Origin of the sequence: Pseudomonas sp. 9Ag (assembly GCF_902506445.1) — a bacterium.
In the GTDB taxonomy this organism is placed as follows: domain Bacteria; phylum Pseudomonadota; class Gammaproteobacteria; order Pseudomonadales; family Pseudomonadaceae; genus Stutzerimonas; species Stutzerimonas stutzeri_AB.
On the sequence record NZ_LR733836.1, the window covers coordinates 4052190 to 4075382 of the forward strand.

24 protein-coding genes are annotated in these 23193 nt (G+C 62.6%); 13 read left to right on the forward strand and 11 right to left on the reverse strand.

What is annotated here, in order from left to right; translation table 11 throughout:
• The first annotated feature begins 657 nt into the window (after positions 1-657).
• The 5 genes from ALTERO38_RS18500 to csgH all read left to right on the forward strand — a co-directional run bounded on the left by ALTERO38_RS18500 (position 658) and on the right by csgH (position 3632).
• The gene (locus ALTERO38_RS18500) at positions 658-1242 is read left to right on the forward strand and encodes a response regulator transcription factor (protein WP_102837838.1); all 585 of its coding nucleotides are present in this window, start codon (positions 658-660) and stop codon (positions 1240-1242) included.
• On the forward strand, positions 1230-1640 hold the full coding sequence (locus ALTERO38_RS18505) for a CsgE family curli-type amyloid fiber assembly protein (RefSeq protein ID WP_102837793.1): 411 nt from the start codon (positions 1230-1232) through the stop codon (positions 1638-1640). Before ALTERO38_RS18500 ends, ALTERO38_RS18505 begins: the two co-directional genes overlap by 13 nt.
• Positions 1641-1756: 116 nt before the next feature.
• Positions 1757-2242 carry a curli production assembly protein CsgB gene (locus tag ALTERO38_RS18510; RefSeq protein WP_159969272.1) on the forward strand — a complete coding sequence of 162 codons (486 nt, stop codon included), beginning with the start codon at positions 1757-1759 and terminating at the stop codon, positions 2240-2242.
• A gap of 15 nt (positions 2243-2257) precedes the next feature.
• Entirely contained in the window at positions 2258-3184 is a 927-nt protein-coding gene (locus ALTERO38_RS18515) for a hypothetical protein (RefSeq protein WP_159969273.1), read from the forward strand.
• A 22-nt stretch (positions 3185-3206) separates the two neighbouring features.
• The gene (csgH, locus tag ALTERO38_RS18520; protein ID WP_178114607.1) at positions 3207-3632 is read left to right on the forward strand and encodes a curli-like amyloid fiber formation chaperone CsgH; all 426 of its coding nucleotides are present in this window, start codon (positions 3207-3209) and stop codon (positions 3630-3632) included.
• On the opposite strand, the gene ALTERO38_RS18525 is transcribed toward csgH, so the two are convergent.
• Positions 3618-4769, reverse strand: coding sequence for an acyltransferase (locus tag ALTERO38_RS18525; RefSeq protein ID WP_159969274.1), 1152 nt, complete (start codon positions 4767-4769; stop codon positions 3618-3620). The two genes, csgH and ALTERO38_RS18525, sit on opposite strands and share 15 nt — an antisense overlap.
• A gap of 340 nt (positions 4770-5109) precedes the next feature.
• On the opposite strand from ALTERO38_RS18525, the gene ALTERO38_RS18530 reads away from it, so the two are divergent.
• The 8 genes from ALTERO38_RS18530 (at position 5110) to ALTERO38_RS21875 (ending at position 12792) form a co-directional block, all read left to right on the forward strand.
• Positions 5110-6120, forward strand: coding sequence for an SDR family oxidoreductase (locus ALTERO38_RS18530; RefSeq protein ID WP_159969275.1), 1011 nt, complete (start codon positions 5110-5112; stop codon positions 6118-6120).
• A gap of 147 nt (positions 6121-6267) precedes the next feature.
• Positions 6268-6873: an outer membrane protein gene (locus tag ALTERO38_RS18535; RefSeq protein WP_159969276.1), complete on the forward strand. Its 606-nt coding sequence runs from the start codon at positions 6268-6270 to the stop codon at positions 6871-6873.
• Positions 6874-6954: 81 nt separating this feature from the next.
• Positions 6955-7632, forward strand: a complete 678-nt coding sequence (locus ALTERO38_RS18540) for a response regulator (protein ID WP_102837799.1) — start codon at positions 6955-6957, stop codon at positions 7630-7632.
• Complete coding sequence (locus ALTERO38_RS18545) at positions 7629-9026, forward strand: ATP-binding protein (RefSeq protein WP_159969277.1); 1398 nt, start codon at positions 7629-7631, stop codon at positions 9024-9026. Before ALTERO38_RS18540 ends, ALTERO38_RS18545 begins: the two co-directional genes overlap by 4 nt.
• 85 nt (positions 9027-9111) lie before the next feature.
• Positions 9112-9555 (forward strand): ketosteroid isomerase-related protein, encoded by a 444-nt coding sequence (locus tag ALTERO38_RS18550; RefSeq protein WP_159969278.1) that lies wholly within the window; start codon positions 9112-9114, stop codon positions 9553-9555.
• Between the two features lie 103 nt (positions 9556-9658).
• Positions 9659-10312 (forward strand): DUF2238 domain-containing protein, encoded by a 654-nt coding sequence (locus ALTERO38_RS18555; protein WP_148923969.1) that lies wholly within the window; start codon positions 9659-9661, stop codon positions 10310-10312.
• A 176-nt stretch (positions 10313-10488) separates the two neighbouring features.
• A complete protein-coding gene (locus ALTERO38_RS18560) occupies positions 10489-10842 on the forward strand; it encodes a hypothetical protein (RefSeq protein WP_159969279.1) in 354 nt (117 codons plus the stop codon).
• 1245 nt (positions 10843-12087) lie between these two features.
• Positions 12088-12792 carry a methyl-accepting chemotaxis protein gene (locus tag ALTERO38_RS21875; protein WP_372239430.1) on the forward strand — a complete coding sequence of 235 codons (705 nt, stop codon included), beginning with the start codon at positions 12088-12090 and terminating at the stop codon, positions 12790-12792.
• Positions 12793-12889: 97 nt separating this feature from the next.
• Here the strand turns inward: ALTERO38_RS21875 and ALTERO38_RS18570 are convergent, their stop codons facing one another.
• The 10 genes from ALTERO38_RS18570 to ALTERO38_RS18615 all read right to left on the reverse strand — a co-directional run bounded on the left by ALTERO38_RS18570 (position 12890) and on the right by ALTERO38_RS18615 (position 23148).
• A complete protein-coding gene (locus tag ALTERO38_RS18570) occupies positions 12890-14545 on the reverse strand; it encodes a complex I subunit 5 family protein (RefSeq protein ID WP_159969281.1) in 1656 nt (551 codons plus the stop codon).
• On the reverse strand, positions 14542-16038 hold the full coding sequence (locus ALTERO38_RS18575) for a complex I subunit 5 family protein (protein WP_159969282.1): 1497 nt from the start codon (positions 16036-16038) through the stop codon (positions 14542-14544). Before ALTERO38_RS18575 ends, ALTERO38_RS18570 begins: the two co-directional genes overlap by 4 nt.
• Complete coding sequence (locus ALTERO38_RS18580) at positions 16035-17459, reverse strand: complex I subunit 5 family protein (RefSeq protein WP_148923973.1); 1425 nt, start codon at positions 17457-17459, stop codon at positions 16035-16037. The genes ALTERO38_RS18575 and ALTERO38_RS18580 overlap by 4 nt, the downstream gene beginning before the upstream one ends.
• Complete coding sequence (locus tag ALTERO38_RS18585) at positions 17456-17761, reverse strand: NADH-quinone oxidoreductase subunit K (RefSeq protein ID WP_148923974.1); 306 nt, start codon at positions 17759-17761, stop codon at positions 17456-17458. The genes ALTERO38_RS18580 and ALTERO38_RS18585 overlap by 4 nt, the downstream gene beginning before the upstream one ends.
• On the reverse strand, positions 17758-18669 hold the full coding sequence (locus ALTERO38_RS18590; protein ID WP_159969283.1) for a hydrogenase subunit MbhD domain-containing protein: 912 nt from the start codon (positions 18667-18669) through the stop codon (positions 17758-17760). The genes ALTERO38_RS18585 and ALTERO38_RS18590 overlap by 4 nt, the downstream gene beginning before the upstream one ends.
• Positions 18662-18958: a monovalent cation/H(+) antiporter subunit G gene (locus tag ALTERO38_RS18595; protein WP_102837810.1), complete on the reverse strand. Its 297-nt coding sequence runs from the start codon at positions 18956-18958 to the stop codon at positions 18662-18664. The genes ALTERO38_RS18590 and ALTERO38_RS18595 overlap by 8 nt, the downstream gene beginning before the upstream one ends.
• On the reverse strand, positions 18951-19202 hold the full coding sequence (locus tag ALTERO38_RS18600) for a monovalent cation/H+ antiporter complex subunit F (protein ID WP_102837811.1): 252 nt from the start codon (positions 19200-19202) through the stop codon (positions 18951-18953). The genes ALTERO38_RS18595 and ALTERO38_RS18600 overlap by 8 nt, the downstream gene beginning before the upstream one ends.
• Entirely contained in the window at positions 19202-19693 is a 492-nt protein-coding gene (locus ALTERO38_RS18605; RefSeq protein WP_159969284.1) for a Na+/H+ antiporter subunit E, read from the reverse strand. Before ALTERO38_RS18605 ends, ALTERO38_RS18600 begins: the two co-directional genes overlap by 1 nt.
• Positions 19694-19796: 103 nt before the next feature.
• Positions 19797-22196 (reverse strand): glycoside hydrolase family 65 protein, encoded by a 2400-nt coding sequence (locus ALTERO38_RS18610; protein ID WP_159969285.1) that lies wholly within the window; start codon positions 22194-22196, stop codon positions 19797-19799.
• Complete coding sequence (locus ALTERO38_RS18615) at positions 22189-23148, reverse strand: PfkB family carbohydrate kinase (RefSeq protein ID WP_159969286.1); 960 nt, start codon at positions 23146-23148, stop codon at positions 22189-22191. Before ALTERO38_RS18615 ends, ALTERO38_RS18610 begins: the two co-directional genes overlap by 8 nt.
• Between the last annotated feature and the right edge of the window lie 45 nt (positions 23149-23193).

A 23193-nucleotide genomic window follows, 5' to 3' on the forward strand; every position in this document is an offset into this window, starting at 1 on the left:
AGGATCTTTCAGAACCGATGAAGGCCTTATGCGGCGGGCCTCACGGGCATATCGCCATTGGTCGCCAAGCCAGGGCAAAACCGTTCGTCGGCTGTTGACCAGCGGTTTGTTATGGCGCGTGTGGCTGGGGACTAATCGCTGACGGTCGATGAGGCCACAGACGAGACAGTAGGCTGGTGGACATCCCTTTCATGCAGCGTTGTCAGGCTATCTAGCCCCCGTAACAGACCACGCCAGTCGGCGAAGCCGATAGATCGACAGGTTTAACGACCAGCCGGCATTCACCTCACAGGAGATGCTTGAAGGCTTCAACACAAGACCAAGCAGCAGACCGATGAGTGAAGTGCGCACTAGCAGTTCGTGCGAGGGGTATAGATGCAGGCTCCATCGAACGGGTGATTGACTCGACATGGATCGTTTGGTCCGCCAAGCCGCTTATTTAACCGTCTGTCGGGTTGTCATCCTCAGCGCGCAGATGCCGGCCTAATCCCAGCTGGAACGCTGAACTTCGTCATTTCTAGCCGGTCGTTTAGTAACTTTTCTATGCAGCATAACGGCACCCCAGACCAAGGATTGAACATGGACGAAGCGGATTTCACCCACCGGGAACGTAACCGGCCTACTGTCACCCTGCTGACCGGCAATGAGCTACTGGGACTGTTCTTCAAGCACTTTCTTGGTGAGCAGGCTCAGCTAGAGGTAGCCCTGGCGCGGCTCGAGAAAATCGTTCCGGGCAGCACCGATCTCTATCTACTCGACTCTGGAAACAGCCAGACCGAGCAACTGTCGACGCTGCTTGATCAGCTTGATGAGCAGACGCCCGTTGCGCTGGTCAATATCGCGCCGGAACAGGCCGAGCAGCTGGTCGACAAGCATCCCACCATTCGTGGCGTGTTTTACAGTCATGCCACGCGCGAGCATCTGCTCGACGGCATTCAGGTCCTACTGGACGGCGGCGACTGGCTTCCTCGGGTTCTGACCGAACGGCTGCTCAGCCAATGGCGACGCATGCGCCAACTCGCCGGCAGCAAGCCGTCACTGACGTTGCGCGAGCGCGAAATTCTCAGCCTGGCCGGCAAAGGCCTGTCGAATGCCGAGATCGCCGAACAGCTGTGCCTGAGCCCGCACACCATCAAGAGCCACATCCATAACCTGTTACGCAAGATTGGCGCCTCCAATCGGGCCGAGGCGGCCTTTCTGCTTCGCGGCCGGCTGGATTGGTCCGAGTCGTGCCACGCCTGACGCTGTGCCTGTTGCTGCTGAGCCTGGCTGGCCCCCTCCAGGCCGAGGAGCCGCTCAGCCAGGCGCAGGGCGAGGCCGAGCTGAGTGGGCTGATCATCGACAACACCATCACCCGCTTCGGCCATGATTTTCACCGCTACCTCAGCTTCCAGCTGCAGGACGCCAGCGCTCTAGAAGGCGATCTGGTGGTGCGCGAACGCCCTTCGGCGCGCTGGGGCAGCCTGGTCTGGGTGGAGTACGGACAGCTCACCGTCTACCGGCGGTTTCTGCAGCCCAACGTCGCGGAGATAGAGGAAATCGCCACCCAAGCCGCGCAGTTGATATTGGAAGAGGTCAACCGAAGCAAGCTGCAGAACTTGCTTCAGGACACTTTCGACATGGACCGGGGCGAATTGTGAGCAACCGAGGAGTTAATCCCTCCCGTTCATCACGTAGCGCTTGTTTTGCACCGTTCGATGGATGTTCAGCACCCGGCCCGCAGACAAGAATCCGAGCACTACTTCGAGGTGCCTGCATGGATCGTCTAGCCCTACTGCGCCGCGGCTTTCTCGCCGCCCTTCTGCTCACCGGTCACGCGGTTCATGCGGCCGATCTGATGGACAACGGGGATCTTGCAGACGGCTCGCTGAGCCTTGCCAGTCCGGCGGGGGCCGCATGGCAGCTGCCCGACATGCAGGTCGCACGGGTGCTGCAAACAGGCAGTGACAACCTGGCCGACGTAAGCCAGACCGGCACAGCTCAGCTGGCGAACATCGTGCAACAGGGCAGCGACCAGCAGGCCTTCATTCTTCAGCAGGGCGAAAACCAGATCGCAACCATTCTGCAGATCGGCGAGGGCAACCTGGCGGATATCAGCCAGATCGGCAGCGACAACCAGGCCGCCATCGCTCAGATCGGCTCAGACAATGCTGCCAGCATCGAACAGTTCGGCAGCGGCTTGAGCAGCAGTGTCACCCAATACGGCAGCGGCCAAAGCGTCCAGATCGTCCAGCATCGCTAATAAGAAGGTAACCCTATGCGCAGTCTGCATCTCCTCGCGTCAGCCGCTTTGCTGTCCGTCGCCATTGGCGCCCATGCCGACAACAACGCCAAACTTGTACAGACCGGCAGTGATAACGACGCCACGATTGATCAGACGGGCGTGCTGAACGAGGCGACAATCCGGCAGAACGGTACGGCTAACAGCGGTTCGATCTACCAGGGCGTAATTGCTGAGCAGAATGTGGCCAGCATCGTCCAAATCGGCAGCAATAACGCCTCTGTCTACCAAGGTGATGAAACTTACTTTTCCAGCGCCAGCGTCTATCAGCAGGGCACCGGCAATCGCGCCGAGGTCGAGCAGACCTGGTATGCCAATGACCTGCGCCTCAGTAGCATTCGCGACAACAACGTCATTACCGCAACCCAGCAGGGGTTTGCCCAGGCCGAGGCGTATCAGATTGGCAACGACAATTCGCTGGTAATGACCCAAGACGGCTTTTACCACGGCACCACGCTGGCGGTTTACCAGGTCGGCGATGAGAACCAGGTGACCATCGGGCAGGGCGATGGCGGCAATATCAAGCTGGCCCAGAACGGCAATCTGAACACCGCGACGATCTCGCAGTACAACCTGTTTGGGGAGGTCGAGTTCAATCAGGCAGGCGACGACAACCTGCTGACAGCTGAACAGAGCGGGCGTAGCAATTCGTTTAGAGGGTCCTCAACCGGAAACAGCAACAGTGTCGAGTTGGTGCAACGGTTCGACGGCAACCAAGCCAGCGTCGTGCAGTCCGGCGATGACAACATCGCCGCCATCAACCAGCTAGCCGGATACAACGAAGCCCGAATCAACCAGGTCGGCATGGCAAACCAGGCCTCGATCACCCAGAACGCTGAGCTCATGAACGCAGTCATCTCGCAGACGGGGACCGGCAACATGGCCACCGTTACCCAAAAGTGACCCCCTCCCTTGGCCTTCGCTTATGCTCACTGCGACCCTCGCCGCCATGCTGTTAGCCTCTGCCGCCGGCCCGGTTGACGCTCGCCTGGAGCTAGTGCCTGAAGCCGACCGATTGAATCTGCGGTTGTGCTTCAGCAGTGCCAAAGTCCATAAGCTCAGCTATCAGCTGGAAGTGCGCGCTCAAGGCCGAGCCGGCACCAGTCGCAGCCGCCAATCAGGCGAGCTGACCAGCGCCCCCCAACCCCAATGCCCGCTGAACAACTGGCTGGGCGTGGCGCCCGATAGCCATATCGAGGCAACCGTCACCTGGACCATCGACGGTGAAGAGCAAACACCTTTGCACCAGAGCTACCCGTCCACCGAACCCGCGGGTGCTCCGAAGCCGGCTCCTCGCCAGTCGCCGGCAGCGGAGAGCATGGTCGCCAGGTCCGCTTCAAATCTGCGATAGCTGTCGCGGCTGGTGACGTGAGAGCCGGCGCCCCAGCTCAATGCCCTTCAGCTCCACGTAGTGGTACGTCAGGCTCGATATCGCCAGCACCATTCCCAGCTCGAGCAGGGTGAGCAGATCGTCGACCACGACGCTGCCACTGCTGATGTAACGCATGATCTGCTCGCTTCCTGGCTGCTGCAGAATCGTGGTGTATTCGGTGCCGGAAAGCTTCGACAGCACCACCGCCGCACTGGTGAAGGCAAAGATGACCGCTGCATGGGTCAGGTAGATTGAGAAGGACAGTTCCCCCAGGCGGGCGAAGCCGCGGCGCTGCAACAGCTGCGAAACCGCACCGCGCTCGCTGGCGAAAACCAGCACCACCCCACAGAACAGCAGGCTGGCGATGATGCCCTGATGCGGCGATTCGTGAGTCAGTGTGCGGTACACCAGCAACAGGCAAAGCAGCTCGAGCACACTGAAGAACAGCCGGTCTTCAAAGCGGCTGATGGCTGGCTCCAGCTTCTGGTAGAGCAGATAGGTCAGCGCCCCGGCAAAGAAGCAGGAAGCGCCGCGCCAGATGAAGGGCTTGATCACGTCCAGCTCGACATACAGCGCCGCGAAGGACACCAGCGTTGCCAGTGCCAGGATCTGTGCGCAGTACCGCGGCATTGCCAGCAGCACCATTCCCAGCACCATGTATAGGTAGTACTCGATGCTGATGCTCCAGGCCGGCGTGTTGAACGACAGGCTGTTGAAGTCGCCAATCCAGCTCTGCAGCAACAGGGCGTTGGGCAGGATTTCGCCAGGTGCCGTCTTGCCAGTGAAAGCCGCATCATTGAAGGAGAAGCCGTGGTGCTCTGCCCAGAGTTTGCCGAACTCCAGGCCGATGAAGACCAGCAGCATCAGCAGGTGCAACGGATACAACCGAAAGGTGCGGCTGATAACGAAACGCCTAAGCACAACGGGGCCGAACTCGCGCCCGCCGTAGGCGTGAAACATCACAAAACCGCTAAGCACGAAAAAGAACTCGACGAACAAGTCGGCGTGCCGGAAGAAACTCAGTTCGGAAAAACTCAACATGATCTGGGTATGGAACAGCACCACCGCAATCGCACAGATACCGCGAAAACTATCCAGCACAACAAAGCGTTTCATTCCTGCACCTAGCTCGATATCGAGGCATACCACGGCAAGAGACTAATGCCGGCGTCTTGATCAAATGGGGGATGCGGGAGGAGTCTCCCAAGCGAAATTGAGAGCAATTGGCCATCAAAAGAGTTCCGAAGAATCTGAAACATTTGTACATATTTCCTCCGGACTCTCGCCGATCAAAGAGGCCGGGAGCAATCGAGTAGCCGCCCTGCTCTTGCTAGCCCCCACATCGACGACCTGCCTCCAGCCAAACCAGCGCTGCCATCCATCGCCTGCCCGGAACCGGAAGCGGGGCCGCGGCTTCTACCGAGCCCACCCCATCGCCGCTATTCGAGGAGACCCGATGCGCATTTCTCTCAAACCCTTGCATGAGCAGGTCATCGTCATTACCGGCGCTTCGAGCGGTATCGGCCTGGCCACGGCCCGCCTCGCCATCGAAAAGGGCGCACGCGTGGTGCTGGTGGCGCGCAACGAAGAAGCGCTGTTCGAAATCGAGCGAGAGCTTAATGCGGGGAATCGCGTCCTTCACGTCATGGCCGATGTGGGCGAGCGTGCGCAGCTGGAACGCGTCGCCAGCGAGACGATCTCGCGCTTCGGTGGCTTTGATACCTGGATCAACAATGCCGGCAGCTCGGTCTGGGGCCGCTTCGACGAGGTCAGCGATGAAGACCACCAACAAGTCATGCAGACCAACTTCTGGGGCACGCACTACGGCTCGTCCATCGCGGTGAAGCATTTGCGTGATAAAGGCGGTGCGCTGATCAACATCGGCAGTGTCGAGTCGGCCAATGCCCTGCCCTTCCACAGCAGCTACAGCGCCAGCAAGCATGCGATCAAGGCGATGACCGATGTGTTGCGCGTCGAGCTGCAGAAGTCGCGCACACCAGTATCGGTGACCCTGGTACGCCCCTCGTCGACCGACACCCAGTTCATGGACCACTCCAAGAACTACCTGCCCAGTGCTCCGGTGTTTCCGCCGCCCGTCTACGCGCCGGAAGTCGTCGCCCGCGCGATTCTGCATGCTGCCGAGCATCCGCAGCGCGACGTCTATATCGGCAATGCCAAGCTGCTCTCGCGGCTCGCGCAAAACGCACCGCGCCTGGCTGACTGGGTGAACCGCACCTTCGTTTACGACACCATCAAAAGTGGCCGCCCGGATCGACACCCGCACGGCGCCCTCCATGCCAGCGATGTCGGCCGTGCAGGCGACGGCAGCGCCAGCGGTAACTATCCCGGCAGAGTGCTGACACGCAGCCTCTACACCCGCGCCACGCAGCATCCGGTCGCGACCACCGCCGCTGTAGCCGTGGGTGCGGCAGCACTGGTCGCGCTCTTGGGCCGTCGCGGGCGTTAGCGAATGGCCGGCGCAGCTCAGGCTACGCCGGCTGCATGGTCGTTCAGCTCAGGTTCAGCCAGGGTTCAGGCGCCGTTCAGCGGTGCCTAGGCAGGATGGAGACGTGAATTTCCACGCCTGCATTCCACGCCTGCAAAGGAGCGACAGATGATAAAGCTGCATACCCTGGCCATCGCTACTACCCTGAGTGTCTTCAGCCTCGGCGCCCAAGCCGCCGACAACTTTGCCGGTCTTACCTGGGGCAAGAGCACCGTCAACATCGACCGCTCCAGCACCCTGAAGCAGAACATGCCGGGCGCGAATCGCTTCGATGACACCATAAAGAACAGCGGCACCAGGGGCATCCGCGCCGGACAGATGACCGACGAGGCGCGCTACTATGCCACCTACGAAAACGTCTCCGACGACTACGGCAGCTCACTCAAGCTGCGCCAGCAGAACCTGATCGGCAGCTACGACCTGTTCTTGCCAGTTGGAGATACCACCCGCTTGTTCGGTGGTGCCAGTGCCGGTCTGACCAAACTCGAGAACGAGTCCAGCGGTTACCGCCGCGACAGCGATATCGGCTATCTGGTTGGCCTGCAAGCCGGAGTGTTGCAGGACGTCGGCCACAACACCTCGATCGAAGCGGGTTACCGTTACCTGCGCAGCAATGCCGGCACCGAAGTCGCCGAGCGAGGCGTAGGCAAGGTGGGTTCCATCGACCTGCATAGCACCAAGCAGGCCTACCTGGGCGTGAACTACAAGTTCTGAGCCAGCGGCGCCAGGTCGCAAGTTGCATCAACAGGAACACGGCCGGGATTGTCCCGGCCGTTTGCATGACAGGAGCCGGAAATGAAAGTGCTGGTGGTGGAAGACGAGGCGCTGCTGCGCCACCACCTACTGACTCGCCTGAGCGAAAGTGGGCACGTGGTCGATGCGGTAGCCGATGCCGAAGAGGCGCTGTACCAGACCCGCGAGTTCAATCACGACCTGGCGGTGGTCGATCTTGGGCTGCCAGGCATCTCCGGCCTGGATCTGATACGCCAGCTGCGCAGCAATGGCGAGCGTTTCCCCATCCTCATCCTCACCGCGCGCGGTAATTGGCAGGACAAGGTCGAAGGACTGGCCGCCGGCGCCGACGACTATGTCGTCAAACCCTTCCAGTTCGAGGAGCTGGAGGCGCGGCTCAACGCGTTGCTGCGGCGCTCGTCCGGCTTTACCCAGGCAAGTATCGAGGCCGGCCCACTCAAGCTCGACCTCAACCGCAAGCAGGCGCTGGTCGATGACGAGCCGCTGCCTCTGACTGCGTTCGAATATCGCATCCTGGAATACCTGATGCGTCACCAGCAGCAGGTTGTGGCCAAGGAACGCCTGATGGAGCAGCTCTACCCGGACGACAACGAGCGCGACGCCAACGTCATCGAAGTCCTGGTCGGACGTTTAAGGCGCAAGCTGGAGGCGCACGGCGGGCTGAAACCCATCGATACCGTTCGCGGCCTGGGTTATCTGTTCACCGAGCGCTGCCGATGAGTCTTCGTTGGCGACGCTGGCGCGTAATGGCTCGGACCGCCCGCAATGGCAACCTGTCACTGCGCCTGCGCCTGATGCTGGGTGCCACCTGTCTTGCCATCTTGTTCATGCTTGCCCTGCTGCCGGTGCTGCAGGCTGCGTTCAGCCTCGCCTTCGAAAGGGTCATCGAAGAGCGGTTGGCTGCCGATGCCAATACGTTGATCACCGCATCGCGTATCCAAGCTGGCCAGCTGCTGATGCCGGAGCGTCTGCCCGACGAAGAATTCGACCTGCCCGATGCCAGGCTGCTGGGCTACATCTACGACCCGCAAGGCAAACGGCTCTGGCAGTCGCGCTCGGCTGAAGATGAGTCCATCGACTACCAGCCGCGCCTGCGGGGCGATGTCACCGAATTCCTGCGCGTTCGCGATGCTGAAGGCGCCGAATATTTCGTCTACGACGTCGAGCTGCGGCTGAACAATGACCAGCGCCAAGCGTTCAGCTTCGTCACCATGCAACCCACCAGTGAATACCGCAGCCTGTTCGAGGAATTTCGCAGGCAGCTCTATCTCTGGCTTGGCGGCGGCCTGCTGGTGTTGCTGACGCTGCTCTGGCTGGGCCTGACCTGGGGCTTTCGCTCGCTCAAGCGCCTGAGCCACGAGCTTGATCAGGTTGAGGCCGGTAGGCTGGACCGCCTCAGCGACCAGCACCCACGAGAACTGCTGCGCCTGACCCGCTCACTGAACCGATTGCTCGATGGCGAGCGGCGACAGCGTGAGCAATACCGCAACTCGCTCGGGGATCTGGCGCACAGCCTGAAAACACCCCTGACGGTGCTGCAGAGCGTTGGCGAAGTCATCAGTAGCCAACCCCACAACCGCGACCAGTCCCGAGTCATGCGGGACCAGATCGAGCGCATGAGCCAGCAGATCGGTTATCAGCTGCAACGCGCCAGCCTGGGCCAGAGCGGCCTCATTCGCCACCGGGCTGCGCTGCAACCTTTGCTGGTGCGCTTGTGCAGTACGCTGGACAAGGTCTATCAGGACAAGCGCGTGCAGGTCGAGCTGCAACTTCCGGCCAACGCCACCTTGCCGCTGGAACAGGGCGCACTGATGGAATTGCTCGGCAACCTGCTGGAAAACGCCTACCGGCTCTGCCTCCATCAGGTGCGCATCAGCCTGCAGCAGGTCGACGAACAGCTGATCCTGAGTGTCGAGGACGACGGGCCTGGTGTACCGGCTGACCAGCGTGCACGTATCTTGCGTCGCGGTGAGCGGCTGGACGCCCAGCATCCTGGCCAGGGCATCGGCCTGGCGGTGGTGAAGGACATCATCGACAGCTACGGCGGAGAACTCAGGCTGGATGATTCCGATCTGGGCGGCGCGGCGTTCCGGCTACACCTGCCGCTCGACTGACCCGACGAAGGGCTCTGAGGATGGATGCCAGCGGCGGGTACTGGCTGCTACAGTTTCAGGCCAAGTCACCTACCGGATGCGACAGATGTCACTGGACGACAACAAACGGCTGGTCCGTCAGCACATCGACCTGAGCTGGAACCGCGGACACCTGGCCCTCGCCGAGAAGCTGCACAGCAAGGATTTTCTCTACAAGAGCTCCTTCGTTGGCCACGCGATGGCCAGCCCCGCCTTTGCCGCGATGGTCACACAGATCCGCATTGCCATGCCTGACCTTGAGGTGGTCGTCGAAGACTGCGTTGCCGAAGGCGACAAGGTGGTTACCTGGAGCACCCTGATTGGCACCATCGAAACACCCGCGCTCGGCTATCCGCCCAGCGACAAGGTCTTGAGCATTTCGGCCATGGCGTTCTGGACCCTGACGCCCGGACAGCAGATCCGCGAAATCTGCACCATGTTCGACATGGAAAGCTTCCGCGCCCAGCTTGGGCTGGCGACCCGCACCTACGCTGAGAAAGCCCTGCCCTGACGGCAACTACCTGCCAGGAGGGGACCGTTCAGTTATTCGCAGCAGTCATCGCCCCGGTTTCGCGGTCCATTGCACAGGCCCCGATTCTGAAAAGGCAGGTTGAATGCACCGCCCGCTGTTGCTCAAAACCCTGGTTTGTCTCGTTGTACTGGCGTTGATGGTCTCCGCGATCGATCCGCATGACCGCACCACCTGGCTGCTGGAAGTCTTACCGGTGGCCATCTTGCTGCCGGCGCTGGTCTACAACCACCATCGATTTCCGCTTTCGTCCCTGCTGTATCTGTTACTGGCTGTCCAGGCGCTGGGGCTGGTTGCGGGCGGGCATTACACTTTCGCCCGCGTGCCGGTGGGCTTCTGGCTACAGGACTGGCTGGACCTCAGCCGCAACCACTACGACCGTATTGGGCATTTCTTCCAGGGCGTTGTGCCTGCGCTGATCGCTCGGGAACTGCTGGTGCGCAAGGACCGGGTTCATGGCAAACACCTGTTGCCGTTTGTTTGCGTGAGCATGGCCATGATGCTCAGCGCGGTTTACGAACTGGTCGAATGGGCGGCGGCCCTTGCGCTTGGTCAGGGGGCCAAAGCCTTTCTCGGCATGCAGGGTGATCAATGGGACACCCAGGCGGACATGTTCTGCGCATTGCTCGGCAGCCTCACCGCCATGACGCTGCTGGTGCGTTTACACGACCGCAGCATGGCCGCCATCGGCAGGCCTCAACCGGTACGCTCAGCCATCCAGGGCGAAACCGCGAGATAAATGACGGCCACTCGCTATCGATCTAATTGAATAAAAGAACTGGCTGAGTGAATCAGTAAAACGCTGTTTTCCGGGTTATCACATACGTCGATTTGTACTATTGATACGCTCACGTTTGTCCCGTTCGTCCTCGCTCGTAGCATAGGCCCCGTACCCCTACTACCGAGGACACTCTCATGAAAAAGCTACTTGCAAGTGTGATTCTGGCCAGCGTCGCGTCCACTGCCTTGGCAATCCCGCCAAGCCATCCTCAACCTATCCTGGGCGAAGCGCAGGGCGCCGAAACCGTGCAGAAGCACGTCATCACCGATCGCAGCGTTTCAGAAAACGGCTTTGATCGCACCCCGCTTAGCGAACAGTTTGCAGAAGACGGCTTCGACTTCACGCCACAAGCGGAGCAGCTCGCCGAAGATGGCTTTGATCACACACCGATCAGTGAGCAGGTTGCCGATGATGGTTTCGACCGTACTCCACTCGGGCAGCTGGTTGCCGAAGACGGCAGCGACCGCACCGGACTCGGTACGGTCTGAAGTTAAGGCTTCAAATCAAGGCGCCGTTGGCGCCTTTGTTATAGCCCGACACAACGCCAACGCTTTTTTACGTATATCAGGCCAGATGCCTTATTGCCCTCTGTACCCTTTACGCAACTGAAGCGCAATCCGCACTGTGATAGCACGATCAGTCGGAAAGCCGATCACCCTGAAAGACGACGCCGAGCCAGCCTGTACGAGACCTGTACACCCCGCTACCAAAGTACAGTGTTGGTAATATCTAAACGCCACCATACTGCCCGCACAGTCAGTTCATGGACGAGCCTCACACTATGCGAGCACGTCATGAACCTAACCGTAAAACTAAAGCTCGGCCTGAGCTTTGCAGCGCTTACCCTTATCGTCCTGCTGGTCTCCGCCCTGGCCATCGTTGAGCTGGCGAAATTCAACCGCGCGTTTTCCGACTACGTCGAGGGCGTCAATGCTCGCGAGGAGCTGGCCTCCGCGCTGCTCATTGCGGCTCAGCGCCGCGCTGTCGCGGCCCGTAACCTGGTGCTGGTCACCTCTGAAGCAGACCTGAAGCTCGAACATGCGGCCGTGCTAGATGCACACCGTGATGTTCAGACCCATCTCGGTGACCTCAAAACGGCCGTAGCTCGATCAACGAGCGCCGACGCCAACGAAGAAAAACAGCTGTTTGCAGAGATTGCTCGCGTAGAAAGCCTCTACGGTCCAGTGGCGCTGGATATTGTTGAGCGCGCCGTAGCCGGGCAGCGTGAAGAAGCCATCGTGCGGATCAACCAGGATTGCATACCCCTGCTCCGTCAGCTGCTTGCAGCAGGTGAAGCCTATATGCATCACAGCCGTGAGGCGGCAAACGCCGAAGTGGAGGCCGAGCGCGCGACGTATGAAACCCAGCGCAACCAGATGATCGGCGTCTGCGTGATTGCCGTATTGCTCGCGCTGGGTCTGGGCATCGGCATCGTGCGGAGCCTGCTGCGCACCCTCGGTGCCGAGCCACTTGACCTTTCCGCCGCAGCCCGCCGAGTAGCATCTGGCGACATGCGCAACATGCCGGGTATAGAGCAGGCGCCTGCTGGCAGCGTCATGGCATCCCTTGGCGAGATGCAGCGCAGTCTTGGTGAGCTGATCGGACAGGTACGTCGCTCTGCTGAAACCATATCATCCGCCGCAGAGGAGCTGTCTCAGTCAACTGAGCAAGCGAGCGCAGGCGTGATATCGCAAAAGCTAGAAGTCGATCAGGTGGCCACCGCGATTCACCAGATGGCTGCAACGGTGCTTGAGGTCGCGCGTAATTCCGAGGAAGCCGCGAGCGCCGCAATTTCGGCCGATCAACAGGCTCAGACCGGCGAAGCCACCGCGCGCCAGGCGGTCGTGCAGATCAAGCAGCTTGCCGATGAGGTGGATAAATCATCGGCGGCGATGGCACGCCTGAAAAACGAAAGCGAGCGGATCGGCGGCGTGCTGGATGTCATCAAGTCGGTGGCCGACCAGACCAACTTGCTCGCCCTGAACGCCGCTATCGAGGCGGCTCGCGCGGGTGATGCCGGACGAGGCTTCGCTGTGGTCGCCGACGAGGTGCGTACGCTGGCACGCCGCACCCAGGATGCGACGGTCGAAATTCAGTCACTGATCGAGGGGCTGCAGCGGATTGCCGAGGAATCCGCCAATACCATGCAGGGCTGCAGCGAGCTGACAGCGCGCACGGTGGCCGGGGTCAACGACACAGGCACTGCAGTGGCGGACATAACCCTCATGATCGCCGCCATCCAGCAGATGATGCAGCAGATCGCAACGGCCGCCGAAGAGCAGAGCGCCGTGGCTGAAGAAATCAGCCGCAGCGTGACCCGAGTACGTGATATCGCTGACGAGTCCGCCACCTCAACCGAGCAGACGGCCGCTTCCAGCGTGGAGCTCGCGCGGCTCGGCAGCACGCTAAGCCAGCAAGTTCGGCGCTTCGAGGTCTGACCCAAAGCTTGATCAAATCAACTACTGCAGCTGTGAGGCCGGAGCAATTCGGCCCTTACTTAGGCTGGGTTGCAGGGTAAGGCGCCACGGCAGCCTGTCACCACAACCACCCCAACCACAGCAAAGCGGTTAGCAGCCAGGCGCTCATGGTCAGTGCGCTGGTGTTCCAGAAGCGGTTCCAGCGGCGCTCCCGTTGGCGCCAGCGCGGGGCATCGGGCTGGACGGTTGGTACGGGCATTGGCGGCCGTAGGGTCAGACGTCGCAGTCGCAGCGACAGCGTCAGCGCCGGGTTGGGCAAATTGGCCAGGCGTGTCGGAACCGTCCAGCCACGCTTGAGCGCCACGCCAGCCAAGCCCAGCGCCAGCAGCAGCGGCCACAGCGCCGCCCAGATGCCACCGGGATAGAGGCCATGCAACATAGGCTCGCGCAAGGCGGGCCAAAGCCAAGGCAAGATCAACGAGCAACCGCTAAGCAGCGCCCAGGGCAGTAGTTGGGTTAACGGCGGGCGGTTCGCCGGGGCGTCGCGAGCATCCCGACGTAACAGCGATAGCGCGCGGATCAGCAGCAGGGAGGTAGTTAGGCTGCTGAGGCTCAGCCAGATCAGCCAGCCGTCGAATTCACCAGCATGCCAGACGTCTTTCAAAGCCGTTTTGACTGCCCCGCCGCTGGTCAGCGGCAGCCCCACAATCGCCAGTGCCGGCAGCGCCAGCAGCACCCAGCCGATACGAGAGAGACGACCGGCGTGAATCAACCCTGCGGCTAGAAACAGGGCCCCCTTGGCCAGGCCATGATGGACGCCGTAGAGCATCAGCACGACGGTCATTGCCGTCAATTGCTCGGGATGCCGCCAGGCGAGCGCCAGCAGCATTACCAGATAACCCATCTGACTGACCGACGAATAGGCCAGCACTGCTTTGGCCTCTCTCGCAACGAGCCCGAGCAGGGCCGGATAGACGGCACCAAAGATCCCCATGGCAAGTAACACGTCCGCCCAGCTCGACAGCAGCGGATCACTTTCGGGCAGGCAGCGCCAGATGCCCAGCAGCCCGGCTTTGAGCATTGCGCCGGACAACACCGCACTTGCCGGTGCTGGTGCGGCCGGGTGCGCCAGGGGCAACCAGACATGCAGCGGCCAGAACCCTGCTTTCAAGCCCAGACCGATCAGCAACAAGATCAGCGTCAGGCCGTCCATGGGCAGCGCTTGCCAGGAGGCGAACGAGAAATCGCCGTCTGCCGCATGGCTGCGCAACATCAGCCCGGCCAACAAAGCCATCTCGCCAGTGATTGCCAGTTGCAGATACAACCGCCCGGCACGCCGCGGTCTGGGCCCGCCCTGATGGACGATCAACCCGTAGGCGGCGAGGCTCATGGCACTGAATCCGAGATAGAAGCTCAAGGCGTCAGTAGCGATGATCAACAACAGATTGCCAGCCAGGGCCAACAGCCAGAACGTCCAGAAGCGCAGCCGCTTCGGGTCGTCTTTCTGGCTGCTGCTAGCGAAGATGCCTGCGCAGCCCCAGAGCACGGCGGTGAACCCCAGCCAGGCGCGGCTGAGGTCGTCACTTGCGCCCCAGCGCACGCCCTCCCATAACATCGGCAGATCTAGCAGCGCCACTGGCTGGACGACCATCGCAAGCGCCGGCACGCAGGCCAGCCACAGCCAGCCGATGGCGCGCTCGCGCCAGATCGCCAGGCTGGCCGCAGCCAAGAGCGGCGCCAGCGGCACCAGTAACCAGAGCCAGGCGCCACTCATAGCGCGAACTCTCGGTTGACGATCAGTTGTGCCCAACCCAGCGGGCTCAAAGCCGTACCCGCCAACATCCCCACCAGCACCGACAGCATGGCCGTGAACAGCGCAGGCAAGAGCAGCATCCAGTGCGTTTCCCAGCGTTCCTCACGCCAGTTGTCATCGTGCCAGTCGGCGGGCGGAGAGAACCAGCCACGCCACAGCAATGGCAGAAAATAGCCGGCGTTGAGCAGTGCCGAGCCCATCAGCACCAGCAGCACCCAGTCCTGGCCGACCTCCAGCGCGCCCATGCCCAACGCCCACTTGCTGACGAAGCCGGCAATCGGCGGGATGCCGATCATGCCTAGCGCACCGATGCTGAATGCGGTCATGGTCAGCGGCATACGTCGGCCGACACCGTCCATTTCACGGATGCGATGAATGCCCAGGGTTTCGGCGAAGTTGCCGGCGCAATAGAACAAGGTGACCTTCATCAGGCCCTGATGAACGAGGTGGGCCAGCCCGCCAACCGCCGCAATGGGGCCGAGTAACGCAACGCCCAAGGTGACATACGACACCTGACTGATGGTCGAGTAGGCCAAGCGTTTTTTCAGCTCTTGTTGCTGCAAGGCGCGCACCGAGCCGTAAAGGATGGTTGCCGCGGCCAGCCAGAGCAGCGGTCCGGCCATGTCCAGTTGATCCATGGCCTCGGCGCCATAGACGTCATAGACCACCCGGATGATCCCGAACGCACCGGCCTTGACCACCGCCACCGCATGCAACAGCGCACTCACCGGCGCCGGCGCCACCATCGCTTTCGGCAGCCAGCCGTGCAGGGGTATCAACGCGGCCTTTACGCCAAGCCCCGCCACCAGCAGGACGAAGGCGACCCGCAAGGCCAGGTCGTGCTCGCCCACCGCTGGCAGCAGGTAGCCGCCCGGCTGGAAGTCCTGCCCGCCGGCCAAGCCATGCAGCAATGCCACCCCCATCAACACCAACGCCCCACCGCCGACGGTATAGGCCAGGTAGACGCGCCCGGCGCGCAGCGCTTCGGCCGTACCGCGATGCACCACCAGCGGGAAGGTGGCCAGGGTCAGCATTTCATAGAACAACAGAAAGCTGACCAGATTGCCCGCCAGCGCGAGACCTACGGTGGCACTCACGCACAGGCTGAAATAGCCAAAGAAGCGCGATTGCAGCGGGGAGTGTTCCAGGTAGCCAATCGCATAGATGGTCGTGGCCAGCCACAGCACCGAAGACAGTGCGACGAACAGCAGTGACAGCGCATCGCCCTGCAGCACCAGCGGCGCACCGGGCAGGAACGGCAGACTGAAGCGAAACTCCAGTCCGCGGCTGACGCCGTAGATCATTGCCGATACCAGCAACAGTTTGACTACCACCCCTGCGAGGTTGAGCGTGACCCGCAAGCGACGCTGCTCTTCGTGCAGGGTGAATATCAGAAGGCCCGGCACCAGCGAGCTGAGCACGATGGCCAGCGGCAACCAATGGGTCCAGTTCATCGCGCCACCCCGCCAATCCAGAGCAGCAGCGGTTCGCTGATCAGCGCCAAGCCGAGCACCAGCAGCGCTGGCAGCATCGCCAGCCATTGCGCGACCGAATCAGGTTTGATGCTGGGCGGATTGGGCCGCGCACGGTCGAACCCCAGCGCGACCACACGGAATACATAGGCCGCCGACATCAGCGTGCCGAGCAGCACACCGAAGGCCCACGGCCAGTGCTGCGGCTGCTCGAACAGCGGCTGCAGCAGCAACCACTTGGCGAGAAAGCCTCCGCTGGGCGGCAGACCGATCAGGCTGCCGCCCGCGACAGCAAAGGTCGCCATGGCCACCGGCATGTTCTGGCTGGCGCCTTTCAGCGCCCGCACCCGCCGCGTACCCAGAACCCGCTGCAGCTCGCCGGCGGCGAGGAACATCGACACCTTGGCCAAGCCGTGAGCAAGGATGAACAGCCACAGCGCCGCTTCCATTCGCGGTTCCTGCCAGTGCAGCAACAGGCCGAGCGCCAGCAGCGCATAGCCCAGCTGGGCAACTGTCGAATAGGCCACCAGCACCTTCAGCCGCGGCGCGCGCAGCGCCGACCAGCCCCCGGATATCAGCGCGAGAATGCCGGCTCCGGCGAACAGAAACCCCGCCTGGCGGCCCAGCTCCGGTGGCGCGATCTCGCTCCAGATAAGCCAGAGGATGTAGATCGGCCCCTTGACCACCAACGCCGAAAGCAAGGCGCTGACCGCTGTCGGGGCGCCCGAGTGTGCCGGAGGCAACCACAGATGAAGTGGCCACAATGCGGCCTTGAGCATCAGCCCGACACTCATCAGTAGCAGCGCCAGCCGGGTCGTCTTGTCGGCCTCGGCCAACTCGGCCAGCACCAGAACGTCCAGCACGCCGTAGCGGCCATAGAACAATGCGACACCAAACAGATAGGCGAGCGAACCGGCCAGCGACAGCATCAGGTAATTGAAGGCCGGTCGATAAGCCTTGCGCCCGGCTAGCGCCACCAATGCCACGGCACTGAGGCTGAGCAACTCGAGCGTCACATACAGGTTGAACAAGTCCCCCGACAGCCACAGCGCCGCCAGCGAGGCATGCAGCAGACAGGACAGGGGCCAGTAATCCTCGCTGCCGGTGGCGTGGGGGCTGCGTGCCGCGTACAAAGCCACCAGTAGATGCAGCCCTGCGGTGAATACCATCAGCAATGCAGTCAGCGGGGTCAGCTGGAAACGGATCGCCAGTGGCGTTTCCCAGCCGCCGATCTGCAACAGTTGTGGCCCGAGCTGCATCGTCTGCTGCAAGGCAAACGCTGCGGCGATCAGGCTGGCAGCACTCATCCCGATCACGCAGAGGCCACTGCGACCGGGCCGCAGCAACACCAGCAGCAGGCCCGCCACCAGCGGTAATGACAGGCTCAGCAATGCCGCATTCATTGCCGCGGCTCCTGCTGGTGTTCCTGCGATTGAGGCTGGCTGCCATGCGCCACACTGGCCAACCGCAGCGCCAGGGCAGTCGCACTGATCGCCACCACCAGCCCGGTTACCACCAGCGCGACCAGCAGCGGATCACTCGGCTGGCTGCGCGTGGCCAGGGCGATCATCACCAGGAACACACCGCTGCCCATCAGGTTGAAGGCGATAATCCTGCGCAGCGCCTGGCGCAGGGTCAGCAGCCCGTGCAGCCCAAGCAACCACAGCGCGGCTCCGATGATCATCCAGAACAGGCTGCTGCTCATGAGGAGACTTCCTCCCCTTCGCCCACGACCAGCAGACTGAGGCTTGCCGCGATCGACAGCGTCGCGACCGTCTCGATCATCAGGATGATCTGTTTGGCCGCCCCGCCCGGGTACGCCAGCCAACCCTCACCCAGCCAGGCCGTCGCCACTGCAACACCGACGAACACCAGCAGGCCACCCAGGACCAGCAAGCGCAACGGCATGAACGACCAGCGCAAGCGGGGCAACAGACCCGATAACCGCAGCAGCACCACACCTGACGCCAACAGCGCACCGGCCTGAAAGGCGCCACCCGGCGCACTGGCGCCCCGCCAGAGAATGTAGCCGGCGGCCAGCACCAGCAGCGGCGCCAGCACCCGCGCCCAGGCCCGCAGCAGCGGCCAGGGTTCGGCCAGATCCAGCGGTCGCGGCCCGAGTTGCCGGGCGCCGAGCAGCGCCAGCAACAGGACGGCCAGTTCGAGCAAGGTGTCCCAGGCGCGGTAGTTCAGCAGCACCGCCGTCACCGGATGGCTGACGCCAGTTTCGTCCAGATGTCGAGTGATCAATGCTGGCAGACGCGGCTCGACCTCACTCAGCGGCGCGAGCCCTTGCACCAGCAGGATCAGCATCGGCAGCACCACAGCCGCCGCGCCGAGGCGCAATCGCGTGCCGGTGGCCTCCGGCAGATCTGCAGGCCCAGGCTGGCGCGACAGTGCGGTGAACAACAGAACGCCAGTAAGCCCCGCGCCGATGGCTGCTTCGGCCAACGCCAGGTCTGCCGCGCCGAGACGCGCCCAAATCAACGCAAGCGCCAAGCCGAAAGCAATGAACAGCAACACGCTGGCGTAGAGATTGCGGCCATGCAGCGCGCCGAAGGCAAGGCCGAGCACCAGCAAGCCGAGTACCCCGTCGAACAGCCACTCAGTCATCGCGTGGCTCCTCGCCAGCCTGCCGCGCCAGCAATTGGCACGCCGTGGCGCTGGAGGCCAGCAACAACAGCCAGATCAGCAGCATCTGCCCGACCTCCCAGAGGCTGTCGGCACGAAGCGAGAGGCCGGCGATGACCAGCCCGAGGCCCAGGGTGTCGGCCTTGGTCAGGGCATGCAGGCGGCTGACCGTATCGGGAAAGCGCAGCAGACCGATGCTGCCTGCCACGAAGAACAGCAGGCCACCGATCAGCAGCAGCCAGCTGAGGCCATTCAACAACGGCTCAGTCATGCCGACTCCTGCGCAGCAACTGCACCAGCGCGGCGCTCGCGACTGCGGCGAGCAACCCCAGCAGCAGCGCCACATCACGCAACGCCGGCTGCTCTTGCCATTGCGCCAGCACCAGCAGCAAAGCCGTGCCGGTGGTGCCGAACAGTTGAATGGCCAGCAGCCGGTCTACCCGTGCCGGCCCCAGCACCACGCGCCCGAGCCCAATCATGATGGTCAGCAGCAACAAGGCGGAATACAGCGCCATCAAGGCCTGTCTCCAGGCGCAAGCAATCGCTCCAGTCGCCGTTCGAGGCTGTGCACGGTGGCCTCCCAGGGCTGTCGCTCATCGAGCACGTGCACGCGCATCCGGTCACCCTCTACCTGCGAGGCCAGAGTGCCCGGCAGCAGGCCCACCAGCGCCGAAAGCACCAGCCTTACCTGCGATGAAGAAGACGTGAGGGAGTAATCAAGCCAGGCCGGCTGCAGCGGCCGATTGGGATGCAGCGCGCGCAATGCCACATCCCAGGCGCCTGCGGCCATCTTGCCAAGAAAGAACCCGAGAAAACCCGGCAGCGCAGCCAGCGACGGATGCCAGGGCCGCTGACCCAGCCAGAGCGACAGCCCGGCAGCGAGCAGGATGCTCGGTACGCCCAAGATCCAGCCGGCCCCTTCGGTGAACAACGCCCAGACCAACGCATACAGCGCCACCCAGCCCAGCCCGTCGAGCCAGCGGCGCTGCCCTCCGAGTTCGCCCATCGCTGTATCTCCTTGTTTGACCACGTTCTGTATTGAACGTGGCCGGCGCTGCGGCGTTCCGCTGTCCCGACGCTCAGGCTTGTTTCAATGCGTTGCCAACAGCTCAGCTCGTCGACTGGCAACGGATTTCAAGCGATTCGCCCGGCGCGAGCTCGCGCTTTCCTTCAGCGTAGTGCAACGGCACCGGGGCGACGTTGGCGGAATCGGCCCGTACCACCAGCGCGCCATTGGCCAGTTGCAGATGCAGGCGCGTCTGCCGAAACAGCAGCGACAGCGAGACCGGCGGCAGCGAAGCCGGCGGCGACGGGAACAGGTGCAGCCCATCGAGTTCCAGCCGAACGCCCAGGTAGTGACGCTGCAACACGTCCAGCGAACCGCTCATGGCGCCGAGATGCACGCCCTCTTGGGTGCCGCGATTGCCTGGCGATCCCAGGTCGGTGGCCAGCGCCTGCTGGTAGTAAGCCCAGGACGCCTCAAGGTCGATGTCGGCGAGCGCACCGGCACACACCACTTTGGAAAGACTCGACTCGTGGGTGATGCGCGCCAAGTGGTAGGCCAGGGTGCGCCGCGCGCTGGCGGCGTCATGGGGATAACCAAGACGCTGGAGGATCCCCTGCAGGGTCTGTTGAGGCACCAGGTAGTAGGCCATCAGCACATCGGCCTGCTTGGTCAGCTGGTAACGGTCGCAGCTGTCATGTCGCGCTTCGAGCATCCAGTCCAGCCGCGGACGATCGCCGTGCAACCATTCCTGCGGCGGTGGTTCCAGCCGGTCGAATCCCTCGAACTGACTGAGCAGCTGGTCATCGACAAACGGCAGGTAGAGGCCCTCGGCAACCGTCTGCCAATGCTCAGGCTCGTCCGGCTCCATCACCAGACGCTCCCGCAGAGCATCCGCATCCGCCTCGCTGAGCAAGGCCAGCACCTGCCGCGCACGGTCCAGCGTCCAGGCGGCCATCAGATTGGTGTAGGTGTTGTTGTTCAGGCCGGGCTCAGCCGCGTCCGGGTAGCCGTTGTGATACTCGTCCGGGCCGATCACGCCGCAAATCAGGTAGCGCTGTCGCGACGCATCGAACTGCGCAATGCTGGCCCAGAACCGCGCCACTTCGATGATCAGCTCGCCAACGGGGCCGGCCAACAGCGCCTCGTCAGCGGTTGCCAGGTAGAGTTGCCAGGCATCGTAGGCCACGGCGGACCCGATGTGCCGCTGCAGACGTGTGTGGTCGGCCATCCAGCGCCCCGACATCGGGTTGCACTGCCAGGGCGGCGTCTCCTCCTCGCCGGATTGGGCGCTGCGCCAGGGAAACATGGCGCCACGCAAACCGGCTCGGTGCGCCCGTTCGCGCGCCTTTTTGAGCCGAGCATAGCGGTAATCCAGCAGGCTTCTGGCCAGCTCCGGCCAATGGGTCGCGAGCACCGGAAAAGCGAACAGCTCATCCCAGAACACCTGACCGTAATAGCCTTCCATCCAGCCTCTCGGCGGAAAGCCAAGGTCGCGGCCGACACTGTGTGGCGAAACTGTTTGCAGCAGGTGGAAAGCATGAAAGTGCAAGGTTCGCTGCAACTCTGGATCGTCCGAGGCGAGTGCGTGCCCCCGCCACAGGGTTCTCCAAGCCTCGGCGCTCGCCTGTTCCAGCTGCTCATACTCGCCGCCAGGCAACTGTCGCCATGCCTCGCTACGGGCATCCTTATCGGTAACCGGGCACTCCTCGTCAATCAGCACCACCACCCGCTTTTCCATGATCAACCGACCGTCGTCCGGCACCACGCAGCGGGCGTCCTGAATCAGTCGCTGTTCGTAGGTGGTGCTACGCCATTGGAGCTGTCGCCCAGGCGTCCGGAGCTGCATCGCCATCGCCAGGCGCTGGCGATGATCATGCAATCGGGCGCTGAGGGTGGTAGTGCCGTTGTCGTCATGGTCGAACGCCAGGTGCTGCAGACGGCGCCCTTCATAGGCGCGGTTGCGCTCCACCCCGGCGTTAACTACGCCACCGTCGAGCACTGAGCGCAGGCGCACTTCGAGACCTGGCGGCAACTGCAACTCCCAGCGCAACACGGCGAGATTGGGCGTTGCCATGCTGACCAGACGACGCTCCAGCAGCTCTACCCGATGCCCCGCCAGCTCGAAGCTGAGTTGCCGCTCGAGCGCGCCATCGTTCAGATTCAGCGCTTGCCGATAACGCTGCAAATCGACCCCATCGAAACTGAACCAGTCGCCATCCCCCAGCGCAAAGCTGAGACCGAACGGATCGGGCAAGTTGACCAGCGCCGCCATGTGCACCGTATCGCCATTGACCTCGCGCGGCGCCTGGTCATACCAGCCGGCGCGGTAGAAGCCGGCGTAGTGCTTGCTGTCGTCCGCATCGGACATTGCCGCAGCTTCCGGCGCACTGGCCCGCCACGACAAGACGCCGTTGCCCAAGGCCAGCAAGGCTTCGCGACGACGCTCGTCATCGCGGTCGTAATGTTCGAAGACGATCTGGGACGCCGTGTTCGATTCAGCCATCGAGGACCCTCGCCTTGTCGAGCAGCGTCCGCGCCAGCTCGACCACCTGCTGCCGATCAGGATACGCAGGCTGCGAGCCGTAACCGGTGACCGCCAGATTCGCGGCGGCCACGCCCCACGCAGCGGCCTCGCGCGGCTCAAGGCCTTCGAGCAAGGCCACGGCGAACACGCCGGTAAAAGCATCGCCCGCGCCAGTCGTATCGACCGGCTCCACTTCACTCGGCGGGATGTGCAGGGTCTGGTCAGTTGTCGCCAATACGCAACCGCCGTCGCCCAGCTTGATACATACGATCCCCGGCCCGTCGCGTTGCAGCTGGCGAGCGGCATCGGCGAGTTTGTCCATAGAGTCGAGCGAGTGGCCGACCAACCCCTCGGCTTCCGAGACGTTTGGTGTGATTGCATGCAGCTTGGGCAACAGCCCCTTGTCGACCCGGTCAGGGAAGGATGGATCGAGCACCGCCGGAATGTCCTTTCGATCCGCTGCCTCCAGCGCCTTGTTTACCACTCGCGCCGGCACTTCATAGTCGAGCACCAAGCAGGCGGGCGTTTCGCAGCCGTCGATCACGGCAATCATGGCGTCGATGGCAGCCTCGTCCCAACAATCGTTGGCATTCGTCGCCAGGACGATGTTCTTCTTCGCGTCTGGCGGCACCATGATCATCGACACGCCAGTGGACTGGCCGGCTGCGCGCCCGACGTGACAGACCTCGACGCCGACCTGGCGCAGCGGGGCAAGCGCTTGTTCGGCCAGCTCATCGTCGCCGACGCGTCCAAGCAACAGGCTGCGATGACCGAAACGAGCACCGATAAAAGCCGTATTGCTGGCCTTGCCGCCAGACAGGCGACACAGGTCATGGGCCAGCTGGGTCTCGCGGCTGCCAGCAGGTTCGTCGACCCGCACCTGGAAATCGGCGTTAATGCTGCCAAGCGACAGCAGGGTGAGGCGTTGCATAGGCATGCTCCGACGGCTCAGGCTCGTTCTTCAACGGACCTGAAC

Coding starts and splice junctions, on each gene's coding strand:
- ALTERO38_RS18510 (WP_159969272.1), top strand. CDS start 1,757: ATGGATCGTCTAGCCCTACTGCGCCGCGGCTTTCTCGCCGCCCTTCTG.
- ALTERO38_RS18515 (WP_159969273.1), top strand. CDS start 2,258: ATGCGCAGTCTGCATCTCCTCGCGTCAGCCGCTTTGCTGTCCGTCGCC.
- csgH (WP_178114607.1), top strand. CDS start 3,207: ATGCTCACTGCGACCCTCGCCGCCATGCTGTTAGCCTCTGCCGCCGGC.
- ALTERO38_RS18525 (WP_159969274.1), bottom strand. CDS start 4,769: ATGAAACGCTTTGTTGTGCTGGATAGTTTTCGCGGTATCTGTGCGATT.
- ALTERO38_RS18530 (WP_159969275.1), top strand. CDS start 5,110: ATGCGCATTTCTCTCAAACCCTTGCATGAGCAGGTCATCGTCATTACC.
- ALTERO38_RS18535 (WP_159969276.1), top strand. CDS start 6,268: ATGATAAAGCTGCATACCCTGGCCATCGCTACTACCCTGAGTGTCTTC.
- ALTERO38_RS18540 (WP_102837799.1), top strand. CDS start 6,955: ATGAAAGTGCTGGTGGTGGAAGACGAGGCGCTGCTGCGCCACCACCTA.
- ALTERO38_RS18545 (WP_159969277.1), top strand. CDS start 7,629: ATGAGTCTTCGTTGGCGACGCTGGCGCGTAATGGCTCGGACCGCCCGC.
- ALTERO38_RS18550 (WP_159969278.1), top strand. CDS start 9,112: ATGTCACTGGACGACAACAAACGGCTGGTCCGTCAGCACATCGACCTG.
- ALTERO38_RS18555 (WP_148923969.1), top strand. CDS start 9,659: ATGCACCGCCCGCTGTTGCTCAAAACCCTGGTTTGTCTCGTTGTACTG.
- ALTERO38_RS18560 (WP_159969279.1), top strand. CDS start 10,489: ATGAAAAAGCTACTTGCAAGTGTGATTCTGGCCAGCGTCGCGTCCACT.
- ALTERO38_RS21875 (WP_372239430.1), top strand. CDS start 12,088: ATGGCTGCAACGGTGCTTGAGGTCGCGCGTAATTCCGAGGAAGCCGCG.
- ALTERO38_RS18570 (WP_159969281.1), bottom strand. CDS start 14,545: ATGAGTGGCGCCTGGCTCTGGTTACTGGTGCCGCTGGCGCCGCTCTTG.
- ALTERO38_RS18575 (WP_159969282.1), bottom strand. CDS start 16,038: ATGAACTGGACCCATTGGTTGCCGCTGGCCATCGTGCTCAGCTCGCTG.
- ALTERO38_RS18580 (WP_148923973.1), bottom strand. CDS start 17,459: ATGAATGCGGCATTGCTGAGCCTGTCATTACCGCTGGTGGCGGGCCTG.
- ALTERO38_RS18585 (WP_148923974.1), bottom strand. CDS start 17,761: ATGAGCAGCAGCCTGTTCTGGATGATCATCGGAGCCGCGCTGTGGTTG.
- ALTERO38_RS18590 (WP_159969283.1), bottom strand. CDS start 18,669: ATGACTGAGTGGCTGTTCGACGGGGTACTCGGCTTGCTGGTGCTCGGC.
- ALTERO38_RS18595 (WP_102837810.1), bottom strand. CDS start 18,958: ATGACTGAGCCGTTGTTGAATGGCCTCAGCTGGCTGCTGCTGATCGGT.
- ALTERO38_RS18600 (WP_102837811.1), bottom strand. CDS start 19,202: ATGGCGCTGTATTCCGCCTTGTTGCTGCTGACCATCATGATTGGGCTC.
- ALTERO38_RS18605 (WP_159969284.1), bottom strand. CDS start 19,693: ATGGGCGAACTCGGAGGGCAGCGCCGCTGGCTCGACGGGCTGGGCTGG.
- ALTERO38_RS18610 (WP_159969285.1), bottom strand. CDS start 22,196: ATGGCTGAATCGAACACGGCGTCCCAGATCGTCTTCGAACATTACGAC.
- ALTERO38_RS18615 (WP_159969286.1), bottom strand. CDS start 23,148: ATGCAACGCCTCACCCTGCTGTCGCTTGGCAGCATTAACGCCGATTTC.